Source organism: Mesobacillus sp. AQ2 (assembly GCF_030122805.1).
Lineage (GTDB): Bacteria > Bacillota > Bacilli > Bacillales > Cytobacillaceae > Mesobacillus > Mesobacillus oceanisediminis_A.
In genome coordinates this window covers 4,643,952-4,665,564 of record NZ_CP126080.1, presented here as the reverse complement: position 1 = coordinate 4,665,564, position 21,613 = coordinate 4,643,952, and the positions used below count along the sequence as shown (strand labels likewise).

The following is a 21,613-nucleotide window of genomic DNA, read 5'->3' as shown; positions in this document are numbered from 1 at the left end:
CACGATGGATGAGGCGCTTAATTTACTGCGTCAGGATAAATGGAGATTGATCGACCAGTCGGCGCTCGGCACGCAATTTCATGCCCTGCAGTCATTCGGGACGGATGATACATTATGCGAATCGGTCGGCAAAGGACAGTCACCGGCAACTGCAAGGGCATGGGTCCATCATGACACAGTTGTCCTCGGAATCCAGGATACAAGGCTTCCTCATCTCCAGGAAGGTCTCGACTACCTCGAGGAGCAGGGCTATCAGTATATCGTCCGCAATTCAGGCGGACTTGCTGTCGTGCTGGACGAAGGTGTCCTGAATCTTTCACTCATTTTACCTGAAAAGGAAAAAGGGATTGACATCAATCGCGGCTATGATGCTATGTGGTTATTGATCAAGGAGATGTTCGCTGACTTCAATAAAAAGATTGAGGCAAGGGAAATTTCTGCTTCCTATTGTCCTGGAAGCTATGATTTGAGCATCGCCGGTAAAAAATTCGCTGGCATCTCGCAACGCCGCCTGAAAAAAGGGGTAGCTGTGCAAATCTATCTTTGTGTGACGGGAAGCGGCAGCCAGAGGGCTGAATTGATCCGTGGATTTTACGATCGCGCCAAAAAAGGGGAGATCACGAAATTCACCTATCCGGAAGTCCAGCCAGAGGTCATGGCCTCCTTGTCCGAATTATTCGGGATTGAGCTGACCATTCAGGATGTTATGCTGCGGTTTTTGACATTCCTGCATGCCAACAGCAACGAGCTCACTTCAGGATATTTGAACGGAGACGAGATTGGGCTTTTTGATCATTATTATAATCGTGTCATCGAACGGAATGAAAAATTCCTGGATTAATGCAATGAAAGCCGGAAATCTGTGATTTCCGGCTTTTTTTAAAAAACATAAGAGGGGGCAGCTGCCAAAGTCTCCTTCTCCATCTATTATCTATTTATTTTATAACTAGATATCTATTCGGCTACTTTTTCGAGATTGCCATTGCGGTCCATCTTGAATTTGGTTGCCGGACGCTCTTCTTCTTCAAACAGGGCAAGCTTGCGGGCGCGGTTCATGATTTTCATGAGTGTTTCGTAATCTTCCTGCATGGTGTTCGTATTTTCCTCAAGCCTGTTGATTTTTTGCTGCAGTTCTTCATTGTGTTTTCTTAAACTATGGATTTCACGCTTCAATCTTTCATTCTCGCTCTTATAAATATCAACCTGCAGCGATGAGCCGTTCAGGCTTTGCAGATAGGCGATGACATGTCCCATTGTCAGGCCGGTTGGCGGGACAGTGTGACGGACAGGTGCCGTATGGGTTACTCGTGTTTGTACAGCCTGGACCGGCATTTCGGACACTTCTTCAGCCGTTTCCACTGAGTAATCCTTTTGCGCGTTCTCCTTGTTCACTAATTCTTGCATTTCTGCCATGAGTGCAGCATCGATCTGTTTATCATCTTGTTCAAGAACGGATAGGTCGAAGGTAGGCTGGGCCATTTCAGTTAGTTCTTCTGCTGGCAACGATCCTGTCAAACTTTCATCCAATGTTGGAACCGGCGGGTTGTATAGCAGTTTTTTCTTGCCGCCCTGATCTTTTCCTAGGATTCTCTGTCTCTGTTTACGCTGCTTTTTGGCAAGCTGCAAGGCTTTTTCATAGTTATGCCTCACAACGGCGTTCCAGCGGAATCCGCAGGCAGCGGAAGTACGGTCGAGCTTGTCGCCCACCTCTTCAAAAGCATTCAATTGGGTGCTGCCTTCTCTTACATGGCGGAGCACGGTTTCAGCCAGCAATAAATCATTTTCATCTGTCCAGGCATCCTGGCGTGTTTTCATTCTTCTTCAACTCCCTTTTACTTTGGTTAACTATTGAAACTTCTATTTCAATCTTGTCCTGAAATTGGAAACCTTATACATCGTATAATTGGAGGATAGTAGATTTTTTGCGGGAAATACGTGTTTTCCATATAGATAGATAAGCAAGTGGGCCTGTTCAACAGCTTGCATTCAAGTCCAATTAGAGGTAAAATACGCTTTAGTCTTAAAGAAAAGCGCAACCGCCTTGTCAGCCATAAAGCAAAGCTGGATCGGGACAGCAATCCGGATTCCTGCTAAGGCACTTGGAGGGGCGGCGCAGCTGGACAGTTTTTAAAGAAAGGGTTGTCCTAAATGGCAAACGAATTCCGTGTTTGCGACGATTGTCAGGCCGTAAACCTTAAAACATTGATACCGAAGCTCAAGCAGCTTGATCCTGAAGCAACAGTTGACATCGGCTGCCAGTCCTACTGCGGACCAGGCAGGAAGAAGACTTTCGCATTCGTCAACAATCGGCCAGTCGCTGCACTGTCTGAGGAAGAGCTCATGGAAAAAGTGCAAAAGAAGCTTAAATAAACTTTTTCCTTATAAAATAGATAAATCACCTTTAAACCACCGTTTAGAGGTGATTTTTTTTCCCGCGCAAACTTGCAAACTAGTTTATACATCCGGGAATATTGGAATGAAGGGAATAGGATTTTAATAACAGTATGCAATTTTTGTAAAAAAATGCAGAAAATCGAGATGATTTGACGAATGAAACAGGCTATAATAAAAACAAGCTAATCAGGAAGAAGGAGAACGATGGAATATTCGGAAGAAAAATTACTTGAAGAAAAAGTATTCAAAGATCCAGTACACCGGTATGTCCATGTCCGTGACCGTGTCATCTGGGATTTGATCGGGACAAAGGAATTCCAGCGCCTGAGAAGGATCAAGCAGCTCGGCACAACGTACCTGACCTTCCACGGAGCTGAACACAGCCGCTTCAACCATTCACTGGGAGTCTATGAAATCACCCGGCGGATCGTTGACAATGCGTTCGCATCCCGCCCTGAATGGAATGAAGGAGAGCGCCTGCTATCGTTATGCGCCGCCCTGCTTCATGACCTTGGCCATGGACCGTTTTCGCACTCGTTCGAGAAGGTATTCGACCTTGATCATGAGGATTTCACAAGGGAAATCATCCTTGGCGATACAGAAGTGAATCAGGTGCTTTCAAAGGTTGCCGCAGATTTCCCGAAGAAGGTTGCTGAAGTGATCGAAAAAACCTATGAGAATAAGCTTGTCATCAGCCTGATTTCGAGCCAGATTGATGCCGACCGGATGGATTACCTGCAAAGGGATGCTTATTTTACCGGGGTCAGCTACGGACATTTTGATATGGAACGGATTTTGCGCGTCATGCGCCCGCGCGAGGACCAGGTCGTCATCAAACAGAGCGGGATGCATGCGGTCGAGGACTACATAATGAGCCGCTACCAGATGTATTGGCAAGTTTATTTCCACCCAGTGACAAGGAGTGCCGAGGTCATCCTGACGAAAATCCTGCACCGTGCCAAACACCTTCATGAGCAAAACTACACATTTAAACATAAACCGCACCATTTTTACTCAATCTTTGAGGACCGCATGACTTTGCAAGACTATTTAAAATTGGATGAAGCCGTGTTCCTCTATTATTTCCAGATATGGGAGGAAGAGGAGGACCAGATCCTGAGCGATTTGTGCCGCCGCTTCAATAACCGAAATCTATTTAAATATGTCGAGTTCGACCCTGCAAAAGAATACAAGAAGCTGGCAAAGCTTTCTGTGTTATTCGAGCAGGCTGGTCTTGACCCTGAATACTACCTGGTGGTCGATTCATCATCAGACCTTCCATACGATTTTTACCGTCCTGGCGAGGAGGAAGAACGCCTCCCAATCCACCTGCTGAAGAAAAACGGCGAAATCCGCGAACTTTCACGCGAGTCAGAGATTGTCGACGCCATTTCCGGAAAAAGAAGGACCGACCACAAACTTTATTATCCTGCCGATTTCCTGGAAAGGGAAAAAGCCCGACCTGAAATCAGGCAGATTGCACAGATTCTTGAACTGAACTTAGACAATGGGACCATTTGATACAGGAGTTGACTCGTTTTGTTAAAAGACCACGCTAAAATCATACATGCCATTTCAGTTTCTGGAGAAGTCATCGGCAGGAAAAAGCTTCAGAAGATGATCTATATCGCCAAAAAGATGGAGTTCCCATTCCAGGAACGATTCCAGTTCCATTTTTACGGACCCTATTCCGAAGAACTGACCCTTAGGGTGGAAGAGCTATGCAATATGGGCTTCCTCGACGAAGTGAAGGAAAAGAAAGGCGGCTACTATCAATACCGCTACACCCTGACAGAAGCAGGCCAGGAATTCCTCGGTGAAAACAGCATCGAGATGCCGTGCCTCGGCGACTGCCTGACCGACATCAACGACCAGAATGCAAGATTCCTTGAACTCGTTTCAACGGTTTTATATTTTGATAACTTGCCAGAAGCCGAAGTCCGCGAGAAAATCCAGACCGTGAAAAAGAGCCAGAAATACACAGACGAAGAAATTGATGAGGCTTATGATTATATCGCGAGTTTGAAAAGCAAGTCAAAGCAATTATTAGCATAAGCAGATTTTTACTTGGAATCGAGTATGGGCCCTTATAGGGTTTTGTGCTCGGTTTTTTTATGTAAAAAAAGAAAAGGTATTATGCGACCGTTAGAGGTGTGAAATTGAAATGGCGGCCATATAATAGGGAAACATGTGCCCGTGCAAAGGAGAAGCCGAGGTCACGGTCACAAGAAAGGGAAACATGTGCCCGTGAAAAGAGAAAATCGTGGATCACGGTCACAAGAAAGGGAAACATGTGCACGTAAAACGAGAAAATCACGGTTTACGGGCACAAAAAGAAAAAAGCCCAGATTTCTCTGAGCTTTTAGGAGTCCTATTCGTCACTTAACCTTTTGCCAGCTACCGCATAATGGTTCTTCGCCATTTCCTCGATGAACACAACGACTTTCTCCTTTGGTGCGCCTGTTGTTTCGCTGACAGCGTCTGTTACCTTTTCAACTAGTGCTTTCTTTTGGTCCTCTGTGCGGCCTTCAATCATTTTTACTGTTACGTATGGCATTTGTTTTGCCTCCTTAAAATGAAAGATATGTAAATCTAAATTGAGTTTTTCATAATTCGCGGAAATTCGCAAGTCTGGTGAAAGATTGTCTTTTTCACATTCCAACGAGAATGGGTTATACTTTAGGGAAAAGACAATAAAAGGGGAATGGAATGTGAGCTTACCCTATTCGTTAGAACAAATTCCGTTTGTAGCTGCAGCTTTGATGATCGCTTTCGCGGTCCATGAATTCGCGCACGCCTGGGTGGCGTATAAGTTTGGCGACCCGACTGCCCAGAGACAGGGACGGTTGACCTTGAATCCGATCAAGCATCTGGATCCGCTGGGGACTATCTTGATTTTTATCGCTGGATTCGGGTGGGCAAGGCCGGTTCCAGTCAATCGATTCATGTTCAAGAATCCCAGGCTTGCCGGTGTGCTTGTATCGGTTGCCGGGCCAATAAGCAATCTTATTCTTGTGTTCCTGGCTTTTGCAATCTGGTACATATTTGTCACGCTCGGTTTGGCCCAGGGAGTTCCGGAATTTTTCCTGGAATTCCTGAATATATTTATCGGGCTGAATGCGATGCTGTTCGTATTCAACCTTCTGCCGTTCCCGCCGCTTGATGGCTACCGGATCATCGAGGACCTGGCACCAGCGGACATCCGGGCAAAAATGACCCAATACGAAGCATACGGTTCAATCATTTTCTTGATCCTGGTGATCACACCCCTTGACCAATATACAATCCAGCCGATTTTCAGCTATTTGATTCCGGCTGTGACTGATGGAATATCCAATCTGTTTTTCTAGGAGGTATTTTTCATGGAAGAAAAAAAGGGAAAGAATATTGGCTTCAATATTATAAAAAATGACCCTATGGATGGCCATAAGGGTTTTGGTAAAGGCGTCCTTACACTTGATAATGTATCACCGGTCATCATTGACGTGGATGCAGGCGAGGCAGCTGTTGAAGTCGGTGCAATGCATGCCCGAAGTGCTGTTGAAAAAGGCATCAAGTTCCTTCCTGACCGCAATGAAGTGTCGGATGCCAAGCTATACTGGGTTGTCTGGGTGACAATTGACAGGAAGGAAGAGGGGCCATATTACGCTGGCGTCACTGCCTGTGAAATGACCGTCAACCGTGAAATCCGCCGTGGCTATAAATCGCTTCCGGAACATGTGAACCGTCTCGACAAGTCAATCAAGCGCCATATCATCGTCGACCATATGGATGAAAAATCCAAGAAAATTCTCAGAGACTTCCTGAAGAACCATGACCCTGGAATGTGGGAGCGGTCTGAAGAGAAGTTGAAGACTGATTTATCCGCAGAGTAGCGATTGGATAATTATTCTAAAAAAGTGTCTAAATTGTGACATTTGATAGCAAGTGACAATATCTGGCTTGCTCAATTTCAATAAAAAAAGTAAACTGATAACAGCGTAAAACACATTTTATGCTAGGACGAGAAAAACCCCGGAGCTATGCTTCCGGGGTTTTTCTTTTGATATATGTGGTTCTATAATCCGAACCAGCGCTTGTACCAAGGCTTCTTCTCTTTCTTCATTTCAGATGTTTCTTCTTTATGCTCCTCGTGTGCAAGATGGTCTGTGCAATATTCGGTTGGCTCGGTTCCTGCCGCGAACCAAGTAAGTCTTTTAACTGGGCAGCCATCGGAGGCGAGGTTTCCGTTAGCGGGATCCACATAGACGGCGACCGTGCCTTTGGCTGCCTTGAATTTTTTGACAGGTTCATTGTCGAGCGATTTTTCCATAAAATCCATCCAGATATTTTTAGCGTAGGATTTTTCCACGGTCAGCTCAATCGGTTTCCCTTTGTCATATCCCGTCCAAACTGCCGACACGAGCTGCGGGGTATAGCCAACCATCCAGCTGTCCGTTTCTGTCGTGCCTGATTTTGCTGCGTATGGCCGAGTCATCTTTTTGATCAGCGTGCTTCCTGTCACGGAAGAATAGCCATTCAATTTTTTATCGAAGATGCCTGTCAGCATATGGGTCATCACCGATGCGAGTTCGGGCTTCAATACCTCTTTCTTTTCACCCTCATATTCATAGATGACCTCGCCTTTATGGTTTTCGACCTTTGTGATCAGGACTGGTTCTACTTTTTTCCCGCCATTGGCTAAAATGCTGTATGCATTGGCCATCTCGATGACTCTGACGCCTGAGGTACCCAGGGCGAGAGAGGGAACCTTCTCCATCTCTGTCTTGATTCCAAAGCGCTTCGCTGTCTTGATCAGCGTATCCTCGCCCAGGAACAGATGGGTTTTTACGGCATAGACGTTATCCGACAATGCCAGGGCCTGCGCCATTGTGATATCCTCTTCAGCGTATTTATTGTTGAAATTATGCGGCGTATACTCCGAACGACCATCATCGAACAGGAAGGTCGTCAACTGGCTTTTCATCGTTGTCGACGGCGTGAAGCCATTCTCGAGAGCAGCATAGTACAGGATTGGCTTCATCGTCGACCCTGGCTGCCTGACAGCCTGCACTGCCCGGTTAAAAGGGCTCACCTTATAATCCCTGCCGCCGACGAGTGCCTTTACATAACCATTTTTCGGATTCATCGCCACCAATCCTGCCTGGATTTCTGAATCAGTCGCGATCATTTTGCTGATCGATTTTTCGGCCACTTCCTGCTGCTCAAGGTCAAGTGTTGTGTAAACCCTCAAACCGCCGAGTGAAATCGTCCGGTCATCAAAATTCAACGAGTTCCGGAGTGCATTTTGAACAGCATCCTGGAAGTAAGGTGCCGTGCCAATCCGGTTATGCTGGTGCTCACCGACAAGCTTCAGCTTTTCCGTGCCTGCTTTTTGCGCGGCAAGCTCTGTGATATACCCATTGGATTTCATTGTATTTAAAATCGTCTGCTGACGCTGCTTTGCTTTTTCCATAGATGAAAAAGGCGAGTAGATGCTTGGTCCTTTCGGAATCCCTGCAAGCATGGAAGCTTCCGCCAGGGATAAATCCTTTGCATCCTTGCCAAAATAATAAAGGCTCGCTGCCTGGACGCCGTATGCTCCGTGGCCGTAATAAATCGTATTCAGATAGCCTTCGAGAATCTCATCTTTGGAATAATTCATCTCAAGGCGCAAGGTGTAGAGCGCCTCGGTCGCTTTCCGTGACCATGTCTTATCATGCTCGAGGAAAAGGTTCCTTGCATACTGCTGTGTGATCGTGCTCGCGCCCTGGACTTTGGACATTGCCTTCATATCCGCAATTGCGGCACCTGCAATTCGCTTATAATCAAACCCGTTATGGGTAAAAAAGGTCTTATCCTCTATCGAAACCGTCGCATTGATCAAATGGGGCGAGATATCCTTGAGCGCCACCCAATAGCGCTTCTGTCCCGAATGGCTTTCGCCGATTACCGTCCCATCGTTTGAAAATAACAAGGTCGATTGCGGCACGGCGAGAGGGGGCGGACCCTGGATTTTCGCATAGCCGATCAGCGAAAAATAGACGATCATCGCCAATGCAAGCCCCGCAAGCCCGAAAAAGATCAAAGCACGCAAATATTTGATTGTTTTGCGAAACCGCTGGTCGGTCATCAGCTCCATACTGCTTCCCCCTAAAAAGATAGATAGTATCAGTATGAAAAAAAACAGCTGTTTTTAAACATAGAATCAAATTTTGCTTGCATTTTTGCTAGATTCAACTATACTTTTTCTGATGTTTGTATTCGTGATGTTGGGGAAGTATAACAAATAAATGTAAGCGCAATGCTTGATTCATATAAAATTTGGTCAGTGGCTCCCACCATGAAAAATTCGCCGCAACATAACGGAAAATTTTTTTGCCGAAAGGAAGGAAGAAAAATGGGTCTTTGGTTTACAGAAAAGCAGACAGAAAACTTTGGTATTACAATGAAAGTGAACAAGACGTTACATACAGAACAGACAGAATTCCAGAAGCTTGACATGGTTGAAACAGAAGAGTGGGGCAATATGCTTCTGCTTGATGACATGGTTATGACTTCTGTAAAAGATGAGTTCGTTTACCACGAAATGGTTGCGCATATTCCGTTGTTCACACACCCGAACCCTGAGCAGGTATTGGTAGTAGGCGGCGGCGACGGCGGTGTCATCCGTGAAGTGCTTAAGCACCCAAGCGTGAAAAAGGCGACTCTTGTCGATATCGATGGGAAAGTCATCGAGTACTCAAAGAAATACCTGCCTGAAATCGCAGGCAAGCTGGACGACCCGCGCGTCGATGTCCAGGTTGGCGACGGCTTCATGCATATCGCCGAAAGCGACAACCAGTATGATGTCATCATGGTTGACTCGACTGAACCAGTTGGCCCTGCGGTGAACCTTTTCACAAAAGGCTTTTACGCTGGAATTTCAAAGGCACTGAAGGAAGACGGAATTTTCGTTGCCCAGTCTGACAACCCATGGTTCAAGGCTGACCTGATCCGCAACGTTCAAAAGGATGTAAAGGAAATCTTTCCGATCACTCGCCTTTATGTGGCGAATATCCCGACATACCCAAGCGGAATGTGGGCATTCACACTTGGATCCAAGAAGCACGATCCGCTTGAAGTGGGCGAGGAGCGTTTCCACGACATCGAAACAAAGTACTACACGAAAGAGCTTCACAAAGCAGCTTTCGTCTTGCCTAAATTTGTTGGCGACCTTGTAAAATAATCAAAATCTCAATCGGCTTCCCGGTTTCCCGGGGGCCGTTTTACTGTAAAAATATTTTTAAAAAGAGGTGTTTGCAATGCGTTTTGATGAAGCCTATTCTGGCAATGTGTTTATCGGCAGCCATTCAAACTATGGAGAAAGCAAGGCTGTCCTTTACGGAATGCCAATGGACTGGACTGTCAGCTACCGTCCGGGTTCACGTTTCGGCCCGACCCGCATCCGTGAGGTATCGATCGGCCTTGAAGAATACAGCCCGTATCTTGACCGCGAGATGGCAGACCTTAACTACTTCGATGCAGGAGACATCCCGCTGCCATTCGGTAATGCCCAGAAGAGCCTTGATTTAATCGAGGAGTACGTGGACAAGCTTTTGGCTGAGGAAAAATTCCCGCTTGGAATGGGCGGCGAGCACCTCGTGTCATGGCCGGTCATGAAGGCATTCGCGAAAAAGTATGAAGACCTTGCCATCATTCACTTTGATGCACACACTGACCTGCGTGAGCATTATGAGGGCGAGCCATTGTCACACTCCACGCCAATCCGTAAGATCGCTGAGCACATCGGACCGAAGAATGTTTATTCATTCGGGATCCGTTCAGGGATGAAGGAAGAATTCGAATGGGCCAAGGAAGTGGGCATGCATATTTCTAAGTTTGAGGTTCTTGAACCGTTGAAGGAAGTATTGCCGAAGCTTGCTGAGCGTCCGGTTTATGTGACGATCGATATCGATGTTCTTGACCCGGCTCACGCTCCTGGAACAGGAACGGTTGACGCTGGCGGCATCACTTCCAAGGAACTGCTGGCTTCCATCCATGCGATCGCAAACTCTGAAGTCAATGTAGTAGGAGCCGACCTTGTGGAAGTAGCGCCAATCTACGATACATCCGAAATGACCGCAAACACAGCTAGCAAAATCATACGTGAAATGCTGCTTGGATTTGTAAAATAAGAAAGTTAAGCAATGCTCCCTTTATTGAGGGGGCATTTTTTTATGGTTATTTACGGCTCTATTAAAAGCTGAAGGTTGATTTTTAAACCTTGTTGATTGTAGTGGAAGGCGAGTAGACTCCTCCGAAAATGCTAACGCATTTCCATCGTGCGTGGGCAAACTCGAGGAAGCCCATTCAGTGTCCTGCGGGTGTGTCTGGTCAGGTGAGACCTAGGTGAAATGATTCGCGTGAGGGATCATTTGCACCCCGCAGCAGCAAAGCGACGAGGAGGCTCAGCGCCAGCCCCAAGGAAGAATTGTTTATGAAAAAGACGGCAGTTGGTCTTTTTCATATTCTTCCAGCGGAAAGCGAAGCGCCTGGAACGAAAATCAACAGTCTTGTATAGGGATTTTTTAAAAACCAAGTATTAATAGTTGGTATTAAAAGAAGGAATATTCCGAAATGTATAGAAAATATAGTATTTATGAAGGTAACTACTAAAAAGGAGGTAATAAGGATGAAAATGTTGGTTTCTTTTTTCAACCGCCTGATGCAGCGGTATTTGCCTGATCCATTTCTTTTTGTCATTATCCTAACTTTTGTTGTATTTGGATTGGGCCTTATTTTTACTGACAGTGGTCCTTATCAAATGGCCCAGCATTGGGGCGGCGGCTTCTGGAGCCTGCTGACGTTCTCGATGCAGATGGTGCTCGTGCTTGTGACAGGGCATGTTCTCGCGAGCAGCAATATCTTTAAAAAAGGATTGGGTGCGCTGGCATCGCTGGCGAAATCGCCGGGGCAGGCGATTGTGATCGTCACGGTCGTTTCAATGATCGCAAGCTTGATCAACTGGGGATTTGGTCTGGTCATAGGTGCTCTATTCGCGAAAGAGCTGGCGAAAAAGATTCAAAATGTCGACTACAGACTGTTAATTGCAAGCGCTTACGGGGGCTTCATCGTCTGGCATGGCGGCATCTCTGGTTCGATTCCGCTGACGATTGCGACGGAGGGGCACTTCTCCCAGGATCTGATTGGAATCATCCCGACTGACCAGACGATTTTTGCAGGCTTCAATCTTTTGATTATCTTAATCTTGCTTATCGTCTTGCCGGTAGTTAACCGAATGATGATGCCATCTAAGGATCAAACAGTGATGGTCGATCCTGTATTGCTTGAAGCGGATGTTCAGGCAGCGGCAATTGAGCAGGGAGCGATGACACCTGCAGAAAAACTGGAAAACAGCAGAATCATTTCTTTATTGATTGGAATAATGGGCCTTGTTTTCCTGTTTTACTATTTTGCAACAAACGGATTCAAGCTAAATCTCGATATAGTTAACTTCTTGTTCCTATTCCTCGGAATCCTGTTCCATGGAACGCCAAAGCGATTCCTTGACGCGGTGGTGAATGCGGTAAAAGGGGCAAGCGGAATCATCATCCAATTCCCTTTCTACGCGGGGATCATGGGTATGATGACAGCTTCTGGCCTGGCAGCGGTCATGTCGGAAGGCTTCGTGTCGATTTCGAATGAATTCACCTTCCCGTTCTTCACCTTCCTGAGCGCGGGACTAGTCAACTTCTTTGTACCGTCTGGCGGAGGACAATGGGCAGTCCAGGCGCCTGTCATGCTTGACGCAGCACAGACTCTTGGTGTTTCGATCCCAAAAACGGCGATGGCTGTTGCCTGGGGTGATGCATGGACCAACCTGATCCAGCCGTTCTGGGCACTGCCAGCACTGGCAATTGCCGGTTTGAAGGCAAAAGATATCATGGGATACTGTGTCCTCATGCTGGTTGTTTCAGGAGTTGTCATTTCAGCTGGAATGCTATTTTTCTAACTGGTAAAAATCTCGAGTTTTTTCCAGTTCGCGGGATCGGGGTTGTTTTTGGCGGAATTAGGGGAGACTTTCGCGGGATAGGGGGGTATTTTTCGCGGAATCGAGGCTAGTTTTCGCGGGATAATGAGGGATATCACTGGATTCCCTGAACATGATAAAACCGGCAGGCATTTCGCCAGCCGGTTTTTCACATTCTTACATCTTTTCGAATGTATCACAAATGGTTTCGCGTTCATTTAGTGCCTGTTTTCCTGAATTCGCAACGACAAGGATTGAATCAGCAACACATTTGTCGCCTTCAGCCCAGTATTTGCAGTTTTCTACTTCGCATTTAACTTCAATTTTCATGAAGGCCACCTCCTTAAAAGGTTTTGATAATCAATACCCGCTTTTCAGCAGAGTTAATCCTATCAGGGTATTCCATTTATCATTCAAATCTCCGAGAACCTTGCACTTTCATAGGAGAATATTTATACTTATAAAGTTATAATAGTGTTTGAAAAGGATGTGTTATCGGTGTCAACTGGACCCGCTGAACAGACTCCTGTAAAGGTGACGGTGAAAACGGCAATTTATAGTGGCAGTGAGAAGGATACTTTTGAATTGACCACTTTTGGCCGATACTATAAAAAGGCGAACAGCTCGTACCTCCAGTATGATGAAGTGATGGAGGAAGGGGATGTTCATACGACGGTGAAAATTTCAGGAGATGAAGTGCTGATCCTGCGCAGCGGTGCAATCAAGATGAGGCTTCATTTTCTGCTGAATAAAAAAACCCCTGGCAATTACAAGACGCCATACGGTCTGCTCGAGACTTCTGCGCTGACGAAGCGTCTTGATCTGGATTTTAACGAGGAAAAGCAGGAGGGCCATGTGGACTTGCTGTATGAAATGGCGATCCAGGGCGCGAGTGCAGGTACATACCATATGACGATTAAATATAAGGAGGAAGGCAAATGAATATAGTTGAACAGGTTCAATTGAAGCTGAAGGAAGAAATCAAGCAGGCGATCATCAAGGCCAATCTTGCTGAAGAAGCGCAGATTCCGGCTGTGATCCTTGAAACGCCAAAGGAAAAAGCGCACGGTGACTACTCCACGAATATGGCGATGCAGCTTGCCCGCGTGGCGAAGAAAGCTCCGCGCCAGATCGCTGAACAATTGATCGAGAACTTTGATAAAAGCAAGGCATCCATTGAGAAAATTGAAATTGCCGGTCCGGGCTTCATCAATTTTTACATGGACAATAGCTATCTGACGGATTTGATTCCGGCAATCCTTGAAGCAGGGGATAACTATGGGGAATCAAAGGTAGGAAACGGCGAGAAAATCCAGGTTGAGTTCGTTTCGGCGAACCCGACTGGCGACCTACACCTTGGACATGCGCGCGGCGCGGCTGTCGGCGATACTTTGTGCAATGTGCTCGCTAAAGCGGGTTACGATGTTTCCCGTGAGTACTATATCAATGATGCCGGCAACCAGATCAATAACCTGGCGCTCTCTGTTGAGGCTCGCTATTTCCAGGCGCTTGGCATGGATAAGCAGATGCCTGAGGATGGCTACCATGGCGCTGACATCATTGGGATAGGCCAGACCCTGGCTGAAGAGTTTGGTGATAAGTATGTAAATGTTCCTGAACAGGAGCGTTTTGATGCTTTCCGTGAATATGGCCTGAAATATGAAATGGAAAAACTGAAGCAGGACCTTGAAAACTTCCGTGTTAAGTTCGATGTTTGGTACTCGGAAACATCTCTATATCAAAACGGCAAAATTGACGTGGCGCTTGAAGCATTGCGTGAAAATGGCCATATCTATGAGGAGGACGGCGCAACATGGTTCCGTTCATCAGAGCTTGGAGATGACAAGGACCGCGTGCTGATCAAGCAGGATGGCTCTTATACTTACCTGCTGCCTGATATTGCCTACCATAAAGACAAGCTTGAGCGCGGTTTTGAAAAGCTGATCAACATCTGGGGAGCAGACCACCACGGGTACATCCCGCGGATGAAGGCGGCGATCCAGGCATTGGGCTATGACCGTGATGCGCTTGAAGTCGAAATCATCCAGCTCGTCCACCTGTACAAGAATGGCGAAAAGATGAAGATGAGCAAGCGTACGGGTAAAGCGGTGACAATGCGTGATTTGATTGATGAAGTAGGCCTGGATGCAGTGCGTTACTTCTTCGCAATGAGAAGCGCTGATACTCACATGGACTTCGATCTTGACCTGGCCGTTTCCCAGTCAAACGAAAACCCGGTATTCTACGCACAATATGCTCACGCCCGCATTAACAGCATTCTGCGTTCTGCTGCAGAGCAAGGTTTGATTTTCGACATTGAAGCAGACTTCAAGCATATCCAATCCGAGAAGGAAATCGACCTGCTGAAAAAGCTGGGAGAATTCCCGCTGGCTGTTGCCGAAGCAGCCCAGAAGCGTATGCCGCATCGAATCTCTAACTACATTTTCGAACTGGCATCCGTATTCCACAGCTTCTACAACGCTGAAAAAGTACTGGATCTGGAGAATAAAGAAAGAACAGCAGCCCGTCTGTCGCTGATCAAGACAGCGCAGATCACTTTGAAGAATGCACTTGAGTTGATCGGGGTATCTGCTCCGGAGAAGATGTAATATACCTTTTAAGAGATCCAGCCACTTGGCTGGGTCTCTCTTAGTAACTGAACTTCCAAATTATAGTGAAGTATTATCGGTTTTGTTGAATTGATGTAATATAAGGTTTATAATTTAAGCATAAAGTCCATATAGTAAAAAAAGAGATCTCGGCTGCAACCGAGATCTCAATACACAGCAAGCTGCTTGAATTACAGCGGCCAGTTCCGAATAGAAGTAATCTACTCACATTTGGCGATGTGCAGGGTAGGTTACTTCTTTTTATTAGAAGAAATACCTATGGCGATTACGGCAACGATAAGCGTGGCGAAGCTCACCATCAAGTTCATTGCTTCATACGTAACCATCAGCGTCACCCCCTTTCCTGCTGGATTGGGGACGGCCGCTGCACACCCTGCTTTTTGCTGTGCTAGTTAATTATACCATATAGGTAGCGGATACCATTATCTTTCCTAGTTTCTTTATTCATCACTTCCACTCCAAAACAGCCCCGCCAATCCGCTTCACTCCGCGGATTTTCGCCAAATCCTCGACGAGCCTAAGCGCGGCTTTGTCCTTCTCCTTCGCTTCGATCATGAAATCGACGTCCTGGCCTATACTCCGTAAAATATCGATCAGCGGAAGGATGAATTCCGGATCCACGTAATCGGCATGTGACCGGTAGGCTTTTTCCGATTTCGGTGAGGAAATGTGGACCTTCGGCTTCATCCCGATCCGTTCCCAGGTCGTGAAACCTTCAGGAAGCAATTTTTCAAGAGGCTCTTCACAGAGGTTTGCCATGTGATGGTGATAATCGAACATGAATGGCACGTCCTCTTTTTTACAAGCCTTCAATGTTTCTTCAGAATTATAGGTTTTATCATCGTTTTCAAGGGTGGTGATTGCCTTGATATGGGGAGGCAGTTTTGCGAAGTTTTCATGAAAACGCAAAATTGTCTCTTCTTTGTTTCCGTAAGCCCCGCCAATATGGATATTGATGAGTGCGTTGTTTTCCAATCCCATTGCTTCGAGCATTCCGTAGTGATATTCCATATCGATGATGGCATTGGCCGTCACTTTCTCCCTCGGGGAAGTGAACAGCGTATACTGGTTAGGATGGAAGCTTGTGCGCAGCTCATGCTTTTTCACCAACGCACCGATTTCCAGCCATTTTTCACGAAAAGGTGTGACAAAATCCCACTTGACCTCCGGATGGGTCGCCAGCGGGGCGATCGAGCTGGAAAAGCGGTATAAAGGAATGTCATGGGCGATATTGTAATGAATCATTCTTTCGGTGTTCAAGAGATTTTGATAGGTAACGGAAAGCAATTTTTCATACCGCTCCTCCTCAGGCAGCTGCCCGTATCTGGCAAACGTAAGTGCCTTGGAGGGAGATGCATCCCATAGGCTGATGGCGGTGGATACATATCCTAGCCGAATGATCATATAGAACCTCCTTTTTCCGGAGGAGGCCGAACACTAACTCCGGTTATGTTATAGAAAGGCTGTTTTCGCTGCTTTTCAGAGATGTTTCTGAATTTTTACGAAAAGAGCCTATAGGAAAAATGAAATCGTCCTTGCGGCTGTTTCTTTGAATGATAAAAACAGGTTTGCGCGGCTGAAGTCAGCAAGTGAAGCTTTATGAGAATCCAACATGTCTTCAGTGAGAATATGCTTCACTTTTTTAATAAAAGAAGGGTCATAAACTAAGCAATTCAATTCATAATTTAAAAACATGCTTCGTTGATCAAAATTTGCTGTTCCGATATCACAAATATTGTCATCGATCATCACGACTTTGGCATGATAAAAACCCTTCAAATATTGATATACATCGGCTCCATCCTTGAGGAGGGAACGTAAATACCTGTACGATGCTTCTTTTACGAGAATATGGTCGGACTTATATGGGACAAGGACCGTAACGGACACTCCCCGGGAAATCGCAGCATTTAATTGCTCAAATACCTCTTTGCTTGGAATGAAATATGGTGTGCCGATGATGATGGATTTCTTTGCTTCGCTGATTAACGTGGCGATTAAGTCTTCGAGTGAATCACCTTCGGTTGGGACGAACTGCTGGCGAATCGATCCCTTTTGCAACTCAGGAAAGTACGCTTTGTTCTGGAGAAGGTTCACCTTGCTTGCACATTGCCAGTCACGTAAAAATTCTTTCTGCAAGTCAACAATCCCTTCACCAGTTAATTTCAAATGATAATCCCGCCAAGGTGAAAGCTTTGGATTCTTGTCATTATATTCATCCCCAATATTAAAGCCGCCAAGGTAACCGATTTGTCCGTCAATAACCGTAATCTTACGATGGTTGCGGACCTGGGATGAATAGAACAAAAAGGGAGGCTTCGGAATATGGGTATAAGCGAACTGCACTCCCGCTGCCTTCAGGGACTTGATCGTCTTCCGTTTCAAGTTGCTTCCGATCCAATCTACAAGAAGCCGAACTTCAACTCCCTCCTGTGCTTTGTTCTTCAATAAAGTGACGAACTCGTGGCTGAGTTTATCATCTTTGATGATATAAAATAAAATATGAATGTGCTGTCTGGCCTTTTTAATTTCAGAAAATAAATCCTCGAACAATTCTGGTCCCTTTGCGAATATTTCCAGATCACTATACCTTTCTGGAAAAGCGTACTTTTTTGCATTTGCAAGATGCTGCTTCCTGCCAAGAAGGAAATCCGCGGTGACCCACAGTGCAATCCCGGCTATTATCCAAAATATCATCCATCCAATTCCCATAGCGTTTTGGCTCCCTTGTTAAAAATTTAGGGTTGTACATTTCATATTATTTTTGCCGAAAACGCTTTATATATGTTAAGTTCCTGTAAAAGGGCGAGCGTAAACAATTTTCAGAAATGAATGGAAATGAGTTGACTGAATGCTCATTCATTATATAATGGAGTTAAAGGTAAATTCAGAAAATTGATTTGGTTAAAAATTTTCTTCCAAAAATTCAGCATCGAAAGGGGTAAATGATTTTATGAACGGTTTGCTTTGGATCAATCTTATTGCGTTCTTGTTTGTAACCGCTTACGCTATCAGTCTGTTCGTTTATGTGGTGAAGACGAGAATCGAATACATCAAACTCGGCAAGAAATCTGAGTTTGATGATGATATCAAAGATCGCTGGAGAAGAATCCTTGTTCATGTATTCGGCCAGAAAAGGCTATTGAAGGACAAGAAAAGCGGCGCCATCCACGTTATGTTTTTCTATGGCTTCCTCCTTGTCCAGTTTGGGGCAATTGATTTTATCTGGAAGGGCATAAAGCCCGGCTCGCATTTGCCGCTGGGACCGTTGTATCCGGGCTTCACTTTCTTCCAGGAGCTTGTTACGCTTACGATTCTTGTAGCGGTTGTATGGGCTTTTTATCGCCGTTATGTTGAAAAACTTGTCCGTCTGAAGCGCGGCTTCAAAAACGGATTGGTCTTGCTGTTCATCGGCGGATTGATGCTTTCTGTACTGCTCGGGAACGGGATGGGCATGATCTGGCATGGCCATGAAGGAACATGGACTGAGCCGGTTGCATCACTTATTGCTGCGGCTTTCAGCGGAATTCCTGAGGCAGCTGCCATTACGGTTTTCTATATTGCATGGTGGATTCACTTATTATTCCTGCTTGCGTTCCTTGTGTACGTGCCGCAATCAAAGCACGCCCACTTGATTGCTGGACCAGCCAATGTTTATTTAACAAGGGTTGACTCACCAGGAAAAATCACGAAGATCGATTTTGAAGATGAAACACAGGAAACATTCGGTGCTGGTAAAATCACTGATTTCAATTATGAACAAATGATCGATTTCTATGCTTGTGTTGAATGTGGACGCTGTACGAATATGTGTCCGGCAACTGGCACTGGGAAGATGCTGTCTCCGATGGACTTGATCGTCAAACTGCGTGACCATCTGACTCTAACAGGTGCAGCGGTCACATCAAAACAGCCCTGGGTACCGACATTTGCATTTTCCGGCACAAAAGGCAACCAGATTGCTCTGGCAGCTTCAGGACAGGGTGTCAATGAATCCGCTGCAGCTCTGGCTTACAGCCCAAGCATGATCGGCGATGTCATTACAGAAGAGGAAATCTGGGCTTGTACGACTTGCCGCAACTGTGAAGACCAGTGTCCAGTCATGAACGAACACGTTGATAAAATCATCGACCTTCGCCGTTATCTTGTTTTGACAGAAGGCAAGATGGACGCTGATGCACAGCGTGCGATGACAAATATCGAACGCCAGGGCAACCCTTGGGGCTTGAACCGCAAGGAAAAAGAAAACTGGCGCGAGCTTCGCGACGATGTTGTCGTTCCTACCGTAAAAGAACTTAAGAAAGCAGATGAAGAATTCGATTACTTATTCTGGGTCGGCGCAATGGGTGCGTTTGACAACCGCAGCCAAAAGATCGCGCTGTCATTCGCCAAGCTGATGAACGAAGCAGGCGTCAAATTCGCCATCCTTGGCAACAAGGAAAAGAACTCAGGTGACACACCGCGCCGTCTGGGCAATGAATTCCTGTTCCAGGATCTGGCAACAAAGAATATCGAAGAATTCGAAAAAAATGAAGTGAAGAAGATCGTGACGATCGACCCTCACGCATACAATATCTTTAAGAATGAGTATCCAGACTTTGGCCTTGAAGCAGAGGTATATCACCACACTGAACTTCTTGCTCAATTAATCAAGGAAGGAAGACTCACTCCGAAGCATGCAGTGAACGAAACGATCACTTTCCATGATTCCTGCTACCTTGGCCGCTATAACGAGGTTTATGACGCACCGCGAGATATCCTCAAAGCGATCCCGGGCGTGGACCTCAAGGAAATGGAACGCAACCGCGATACAGCAATGTGCTGCGGCGCTGGCGGCGGCTTGATGTGGATGGAGGAAGAAACGGGCCACAGAATCAACGTTTCCCGTACTGAACAGGCACTTGCTGTGAACCCGTCCGTCATCAGTTCCGGCTGCCCATACTGCCTGACAATGCTTTCCGATGGCACTAAGGCGAAGGAAGTTGAAGACAGCGTTGAGACGCTCGACGTTGCAGAACTGCTTGAAAAATCCGTTTTTGGTGAGATTAAGCCGTTAGTTTCTTAATGAATAGTTAAAACCTGAATAGTAGAAGTTGACTCACATTAAAAATTCGACATATGCCAGAATTTTTAGCAAAGTGTTTCAATTTCTACTATTTTTAAAGTAAAATGAATAATATGATAAAGCGCTTACATTTATCTTATTCAGCAAGAATCCACTTTTTATAGCCTCATGGAACAGCAGAAGTATTTTTTATGGACCAGTATCGAGCGAGCGTTCAGTCACTCAATGTCGCAGGGATTTTTCATTTTTAAAAATTAATAGATTAAAAGGGAGAGATGGCAATGGGAAGAACAGTCATTTTAGCAGGGGCAAGAACACCGTTTGGCAAGCTTGGCGGCGGATTGAGCAGTTTTTCGGCCAGTCAGTTAGGAGGAATTGCTGTAAAGGAAGCATTATCACGCGCTGGTGTTAAACCTGAGGAAGTCGGCGAAGTCATTCTTGGGACAGTGCTGCAGGGAGGCCAGGGACAGCTTCCATCACGCCAGGCAGCAAGGGAAGCAGGCATTCCATGGGAAGTGAAAACAGAAACCATCAACAAAGTATGTGCATCCGGGATGCGCAGCCTGACACTTGGCGACCAGATCATCCGTGCTGGAGATGAGGAAGTGATTGTAGCCGGCGGAATGGAGTCAATGAGCAATGCGCCTTATATCCTGCCTAAAGCACGATGGGGCTTCAGGATGGGCGACGGTCAGGTGAAAGACCTGATGATCCATGATGGCCTGACATGCAGCTTCAAAGGTGTCCATATGGGGACATACGGAAATGAAGTAGCGAAGGAATATGAAATCAGCCGTGAGGAGCAGGATCAGTGGTCGTACCGCAGCCATCAAAGGGCTATCGAAGCGATTGAATCAGGAAAGCTTGCCGAAGAAATCGTCCCGGTTGAGGTGCCGAAGCGTAAGGGCGACCCGATATTGGTCCAGCATGATGAAGCGCCGAGGAAGGACACTTCAGTTGAAAAACTGGCCAAACTGGGGCCGGTTTTCAATTCGGGCGGCACTATTACTGCAGGCAATGCACCAGGTGTCAATGACGGTGCGGCCGCCCTCGTCCTGATGAGCGAAGAGCGTGCGCAGCGTGAAGGAAGGACACCGCAGGCAGTGGTTTTGGCTCATGCCGCAATTGCCACTGAAGCAAAGGACTTCCCAAAAACACCGGGAATCGTCATTAACGAGTTATTGAAAAAGACCGGCAAATCACTTGAAGAGATTGACCTATTTGAAATCAATGAAGCCTTCGCAGCGGTTGCATTGACAAGCGGACGAATCGCAAACCTTGATCCGGAAAAAGTCAATGTCAACGGCGGTGCGGTTGCCCTCGGACACCCGATCGGAGCAAGCGGGGCGCGCATCATCCTGACATTGATGCATGAACTGAAACGCCGCGGCGGCGGTGTAGGCATTGCGGCGATCTGCTCAGGCGGCGGCCAGGGTGATGCTGTGATGATCGAGGTTCCGAAACAATAACGAAAAAAGAATGAGGGCATATGCGAGAGCTGCCCTCCATTGATACAAACTTTTTTAGGAGGAG

At 46.3% G+C, this 21,613-nt stretch carries 20 protein-coding genes; 13 read left to right on the top strand and 7 right to left on the bottom strand.

Annotated features, from left to right (window positions below; translation table 11 throughout):
• Nucleotides 1-4 precede the first annotated feature (4 nt).
• Nucleotides 5-841, top strand: a complete 837-nt coding sequence (gene lipL, locus QNH36_RS23270; RefSeq protein WP_144479225.1) for an octanoyl-[GcvH]:protein N-octanoyltransferase — start codon at nucleotides 5-7, stop codon at nucleotides 839-841.
• Nucleotides 842-954: 113 nt separating this feature from the next.
• On the opposite strand, the gene QNH36_RS23265 is transcribed toward lipL, so the two are convergent.
• Nucleotides 955-1,815 carry an RsfA family transcriptional regulator gene (locus QNH36_RS23265; protein ID WP_144479223.1) on the bottom strand — a complete coding sequence of 287 codons (861 nt, stop codon included), beginning with the start codon at nucleotides 1,813-1,815 and terminating at the stop codon, nucleotides 955-957.
• A 333-nt stretch (nucleotides 1,816-2,148) separates the two neighbouring features.
• On the opposite strand from QNH36_RS23265, the gene QNH36_RS23260 reads away from it, so the two are divergent.
• The 3 genes from QNH36_RS23260 (at nucleotide 2,149) to QNH36_RS23250 (ending at nucleotide 4,449) form a co-directional block, all read left to right on the top strand.
• Entirely contained in the window at nucleotides 2,149-2,370 is a 222-nt protein-coding gene (locus tag QNH36_RS23260) for a YuzB family protein (protein ID WP_079506214.1), read from the top strand.
• Between the two features lie 228 nt (nucleotides 2,371-2,598).
• On the top strand, nucleotides 2,599-3,915 hold the full coding sequence (locus QNH36_RS23255) for an HD domain-containing protein (protein ID WP_144479221.1): 1,317 nt from the start codon (nucleotides 2,599-2,601) through the stop codon (nucleotides 3,913-3,915).
• Nucleotides 3,916-3,933: 18 nt separating this feature from the next.
• The gene (locus QNH36_RS23250; protein WP_251542540.1) at nucleotides 3,934-4,449 is read left to right on the top strand and encodes a YwgA family protein; all 516 of its coding nucleotides are present in this window, start codon (nucleotides 3,934-3,936) and stop codon (nucleotides 4,447-4,449) included.
• 316 nt (nucleotides 4,450-4,765) lie between these two features.
• Here QNH36_RS23250 and QNH36_RS23245 read toward each other — a convergent pair whose 3' ends face one another.
• Entirely contained in the window at nucleotides 4,766-4,978 is a 213-nt protein-coding gene (locus tag QNH36_RS23245; RefSeq protein WP_349654853.1) for a 2-hydroxymuconate tautomerase, read from the bottom strand.
• A gap of 178 nt (nucleotides 4,979-5,156) precedes the next feature.
• Between QNH36_RS23245 and QNH36_RS23240 the strand changes: the two genes are divergently transcribed.
• Nucleotides 5,157-5,744 (top strand): site-2 protease family protein, encoded by a 588-nt coding sequence (locus QNH36_RS23240; protein ID WP_283905460.1) that lies wholly within the window; start codon nucleotides 5,157-5,159, stop codon nucleotides 5,742-5,744.
• Between the two features lie 12 nt (nucleotides 5,745-5,756).
• On the top strand, nucleotides 5,757-6,269 hold the full coding sequence (locus QNH36_RS23235; protein ID WP_283904374.1) for a YwhD family protein: 513 nt from the start codon (nucleotides 5,757-5,759) through the stop codon (nucleotides 6,267-6,269).
• Between the two features lie 182 nt (nucleotides 6,270-6,451).
• Here QNH36_RS23235 and QNH36_RS23230 read toward each other — a convergent pair whose 3' ends face one another.
• Complete coding sequence (locus tag QNH36_RS23230; protein WP_144479213.1) at nucleotides 6,452-8,515, bottom strand: transglycosylase domain-containing protein; 2,064 nt, start codon at nucleotides 8,513-8,515, stop codon at nucleotides 6,452-6,454.
• Between the two features lie 258 nt (nucleotides 8,516-8,773).
• On the opposite strand from QNH36_RS23230, the gene speE reads away from it, so the two are divergent.
• The 3 genes from speE to QNH36_RS23215 all read left to right on the top strand — a co-directional run bounded on the left by speE (nucleotide 8,774) and on the right by QNH36_RS23215 (nucleotide 12,367).
• Nucleotides 8,774-9,601: a spermidine synthase gene (speE, locus tag QNH36_RS23225; protein WP_251542545.1), complete on the top strand. Its 828-nt coding sequence runs from the start codon at nucleotides 8,774-8,776 to the stop codon at nucleotides 9,599-9,601.
• A 76-nt stretch (nucleotides 9,602-9,677) separates the two neighbouring features.
• Entirely contained in the window at nucleotides 9,678-10,550 is an 873-nt protein-coding gene (gene speB / locus QNH36_RS23220) for an agmatinase (RefSeq protein ID WP_144479209.1), read from the top strand.
• Between the two features lie 497 nt (nucleotides 10,551-11,047).
• Nucleotides 11,048-12,367, top strand: a complete 1,320-nt coding sequence (locus QNH36_RS23215; RefSeq protein ID WP_144479207.1) for a short-chain fatty acid transporter — start codon at nucleotides 11,048-11,050, stop codon at nucleotides 12,365-12,367.
• A gap of 195 nt (nucleotides 12,368-12,562) precedes the next feature.
• Here QNH36_RS23215 and QNH36_RS23210 read toward each other — a convergent pair whose 3' ends face one another.
• Nucleotides 12,563-12,715 (bottom strand): DUF1540 domain-containing protein, encoded by a 153-nt coding sequence (locus tag QNH36_RS23210; RefSeq protein WP_102264619.1) that lies wholly within the window; start codon nucleotides 12,713-12,715, stop codon nucleotides 12,563-12,565.
• Between the two features lie 168 nt (nucleotides 12,716-12,883).
• Here QNH36_RS23210 and QNH36_RS23205 point away from each other — a divergent pair, with 168 nt between their 5' ends.
• Both QNH36_RS23205 and argS read left to right on the top strand, forming a co-directional pair.
• On the top strand, nucleotides 12,884-13,327 hold the full coding sequence (locus tag QNH36_RS23205) for a YwiB family protein (protein ID WP_251542549.1): 444 nt from the start codon (nucleotides 12,884-12,886) through the stop codon (nucleotides 13,325-13,327).
• A complete protein-coding gene (gene argS, locus QNH36_RS23200; RefSeq protein WP_283904373.1) occupies nucleotides 13,324-14,994 on the top strand; it encodes an arginine--tRNA ligase in 1,671 nt (556 codons plus the stop codon). Before QNH36_RS23205 ends, argS begins: the two co-directional genes overlap by 4 nt.
• Before the next feature lie 251 nt (nucleotides 14,995-15,245).
• Here argS and QNH36_RS23195 read toward each other — a convergent pair whose 3' ends face one another.
• From QNH36_RS23195 to cls, 3 genes are all read right to left on the bottom strand, one after another.
• The gene (locus tag QNH36_RS23195; protein WP_222125080.1) at nucleotides 15,246-15,341 is read right to left on the bottom strand and encodes a putative holin-like toxin; all 96 of its coding nucleotides are present in this window, start codon (nucleotides 15,339-15,341) and stop codon (nucleotides 15,246-15,248) included.
• 121 nt (nucleotides 15,342-15,462) lie between these two features.
• A complete protein-coding gene (uvsE, locus tag QNH36_RS23190; protein ID WP_283904372.1) occupies nucleotides 15,463-16,419 on the bottom strand; it encodes a UV DNA damage repair endonuclease UvsE in 957 nt (318 codons plus the stop codon).
• A 108-nt stretch (nucleotides 16,420-16,527) separates the two neighbouring features.
• Nucleotides 16,528-17,727, bottom strand: a complete 1,200-nt coding sequence (gene cls / locus QNH36_RS23185; RefSeq protein ID WP_283904371.1) for a cardiolipin synthase — start codon at nucleotides 17,725-17,727, stop codon at nucleotides 16,528-16,530.
• Nucleotides 17,728-17,968: 241 nt separating this feature from the next.
• Here cls and QNH36_RS23180 point away from each other — a divergent pair, with 241 nt between their 5' ends.
• Entirely contained in the window at nucleotides 17,969-20,080 is a 2,112-nt protein-coding gene (locus QNH36_RS23180; RefSeq protein ID WP_283904370.1) for a (Fe-S)-binding protein, read from the top strand.
• Nucleotides 20,081-20,361: 281 nt separating this feature from the next.
• On the top strand, nucleotides 20,362-21,549 hold the full coding sequence (locus QNH36_RS23175) for an acetyl-CoA C-acetyltransferase (protein ID WP_251542558.1): 1,188 nt from the start codon (nucleotides 20,362-20,364) through the stop codon (nucleotides 21,547-21,549).
• The last annotated feature ends 64 nt before the right edge of the window (nucleotides 21,550-21,613 follow it).

What these genes read in the sequence shown, in the direction of transcription:
- QNH36_RS23195 (WP_222125080.1), bottom strand. Translation starts at nt 15,341, where the DNA reads ATGGTTACGTATGAAGCAATGAACTTGATGGTGAGCTTCGCCACGCTT.
- QNH36_RS23265 (WP_144479223.1), bottom strand. Translation starts at nt 1,815, where the DNA reads ATGAAAACACGCCAGGATGCCTGGACAGATGAAAATGATTTATTGCTG.
- uvsE (WP_283904372.1), bottom strand. Translation starts at nt 16,419, where the DNA reads ATGATCATTCGGCTAGGATATGTATCCACCGCCATCAGCCTATGGGAT.
- speE (WP_251542545.1), top strand. Translation starts at nt 8,774, where the DNA reads ATGGGTCTTTGGTTTACAGAAAAGCAGACAGAAAACTTTGGTATTACA.
- QNH36_RS23210 (WP_102264619.1), bottom strand. Translation starts at nt 12,715, where the DNA reads ATGAAAATTGAAGTTAAATGCGAAGTAGAAAACTGCAAATACTGGGCT.
- QNH36_RS23255 (WP_144479221.1), top strand. Translation starts at nt 2,599, where the DNA reads ATGGAATATTCGGAAGAAAAATTACTTGAAGAAAAAGTATTCAAAGAT.
- QNH36_RS23180 (WP_283904370.1), top strand. Translation starts at nt 17,969, where the DNA reads ATGAACGGTTTGCTTTGGATCAATCTTATTGCGTTCTTGTTTGTAACC.
- speB (WP_144479209.1), top strand. Translation starts at nt 9,678, where the DNA reads ATGCGTTTTGATGAAGCCTATTCTGGCAATGTGTTTATCGGCAGCCAT.
- argS (WP_283904373.1), top strand. Translation starts at nt 13,324, where the DNA reads ATGAATATAGTTGAACAGGTTCAATTGAAGCTGAAGGAAGAAATCAAG.
- QNH36_RS23240 (WP_283905460.1), top strand. Translation starts at nt 5,157, where the DNA reads ATGATCGCTTTCGCGGTCCATGAATTCGCGCACGCCTGGGTGGCGTAT.
- QNH36_RS23215 (WP_144479207.1), top strand. Translation starts at nt 11,048, where the DNA reads ATGAAAATGTTGGTTTCTTTTTTCAACCGCCTGATGCAGCGGTATTTG.
- lipL (WP_144479225.1), top strand. Translation starts at nt 5, where the DNA reads ATGGATGAGGCGCTTAATTTACTGCGTCAGGATAAATGGAGATTGATC.
- cls (WP_283904371.1), bottom strand. Translation starts at nt 17,727, where the DNA reads ATGGGAATTGGATGGATGATATTTTGGATAATAGCCGGGATTGCACTG.
- QNH36_RS23230 (WP_144479213.1), bottom strand. Translation starts at nt 8,515, where the DNA reads ATGGAGCTGATGACCGACCAGCGGTTTCGCAAAACAATCAAATATTTG.
- QNH36_RS23260 (WP_079506214.1), top strand. Translation starts at nt 2,149, where the DNA reads ATGGCAAACGAATTCCGTGTTTGCGACGATTGTCAGGCCGTAAACCTT.
- QNH36_RS23175 (WP_251542558.1), top strand. Translation starts at nt 20,362, where the DNA reads ATGGGAAGAACAGTCATTTTAGCAGGGGCAAGAACACCGTTTGGCAAG.
- QNH36_RS23235 (WP_283904374.1), top strand. Translation starts at nt 5,757, where the DNA reads ATGGAAGAAAAAAAGGGAAAGAATATTGGCTTCAATATTATAAAAAAT.